This window comes from Acidithiobacillus sp. (assembly GCF_027322205.1).
Taxonomy (GTDB): Bacteria; Pseudomonadota; Gammaproteobacteria; order Acidithiobacillales; family Acidithiobacillaceae; genus Acidithiobacillus.
The window spans coordinates 1-1,691 of sequence record NZ_DAHVHY010000125.1; the positions used below are offsets into that span (position 1 = coordinate 1).

Genomic DNA, 1,691 nt, shown 5'->3' on the forward strand with positions numbered 1-1,691 from the left:
CCCCTTAGCGTTCTGATGTAGCCGATCGCTCGAGTGGGTGGGGCGACACTGGCTGGCAATTCGGCTGAGGATTCAAGATCGCGCAGCTAGCCCATGTTTGACACTTTTTCGGCCGAATTCCGGATTTCTAAAAAATAATTCCTGCAAAAACAATGTGAATTTTTCTGACGCAAATGTAGTGCCATAACGCTTCTTCTGTTGACCCCGCACCTTCCACGAAGTACCTTAAGCGCATGCATTACGAATGCCGTGATCAAGACCGCCTGTTCATGCCAGCGCCCGCCTACCGCTTGGTTCAGATGATCCGTGCGAATTTGCGCGGTCAGGGCGCCCACCATGACAGGACCTTTGCTCGAGATCCCCAGCGTGCAGCAGCGGGTTAAGGCCACCTTCCGTCAACTCGACGGACGCACTCTGCATGTACGCAAGGCAACTCCCAGATCCCGAATCATGAGAAATTCACACCATGCTCAGCCTATTCGGCAACCCTGGAGGCGTTGAAAAGAGATCACTTGATCCATGACAACGTGCTTGTAGTGCCACTCGCCGATTTTTATCGTCGTAACTATCGGTAATAAATAAGTAAATTTTGTTGAGTGTCAAACATGGCTAGGCGATAGGCTGTACAAAAATACAATATCGCAAGGACGCGGATCATGCCCCACACGGTGGCGGGCCAGGACAGCCACCCGGGAGAGGGATGCGGGTCATTACCAGCGTCACCGGCCCGAGCGATTGCTCGGGCCTTCCATTACCTATCGCGTTGCGGTGGGGCCGCAGGCGCGGCGTGTGGTATTCACCCAGCAAAACTTGCCTGTCTGCGACGAGCCATGCTGGACCCAGTTAAAATGGCCGCTTATTTTTATAGTACCCCTCGCTGTCATTAGATTCTCGCCAACAATACGATCCCGATGAGAATCGGGACGGCGAGCAGTACCGCGCGCCACAGCGGCACGAAATACGGAGTTTCACCGGATGATCGGTGCGACTTGTAGCCATGAATCATGGCCGACACCAGGTTCTCTCCGCGAACCAGGCGGTAGAATACGATCGCGGTGAGATGCAGACCAATGAGGAGCAAAAGGAGATTGAAATTGTCGGCGTGCCAATGTGCGAAACGCCGTCCGGTCGTGTAAGAGACCCACTGGGACAATGGACCTGAGGAGCCGCCGTCGTTATTGACCGCGAATAGACCGAGAATCGTTTGCAGCAGCAAAAGGCTCAGCATTACGATGATACTGAGTGCACCCAGCGGATTGTGACCGAGTGACTCATAGCGATCGCGATCGCAGAGCTTGCGAGCATAGCGCCAGACGCCCGCGGGTCCGCGAACGAAACTGCTGAACCTGGCAGTCTGTCCGCCGCAAAAACCCCACAAAATCCGAAAAGACACGACACCGAGGACTCCGTAGCCGGCGAACAGGTGCCATCGCATGTGATCGGTGTCCGCGGTCCACCAGCAGGTCGCGAACAGAATCAGGATGCTCCAGTGCCAGATCCTCGTCGGCAGATCCCAGACTCGAACGCGCTTTCGAACTGAACCCCCCGTATTGACCATGCATCACCACCAGCTGCTGTGCGTGCGGAAAACCCGATGGCAACTGTCGCAGGACTGACCGAGTCTCCTGGTATCCAATGCGAGCGCGTGAAGGTCGTGGTCTGCGGCGTCCCGCGTCATGTTTTGTGCGCTG

At 55.6% G+C, this 1,691-nt stretch carries 1 protein-coding gene; it reads right to left on the minus strand.

Going from position 1 to position 1,691, the window contains the following annotated elements:
• Nucleotides 1–883: 883 nt before the first annotated feature.
• Complete coding sequence (locus M7F93_RS11565) at nucleotides 884–1,558, minus strand: cytochrome b/b6 domain-containing protein (protein WP_291523220.1); 675 nt, start codon at nucleotides 1,556–1,558, stop codon at nucleotides 884–886.
• Nucleotides 1,559–1,691: the final 133 nt, after the last annotated feature.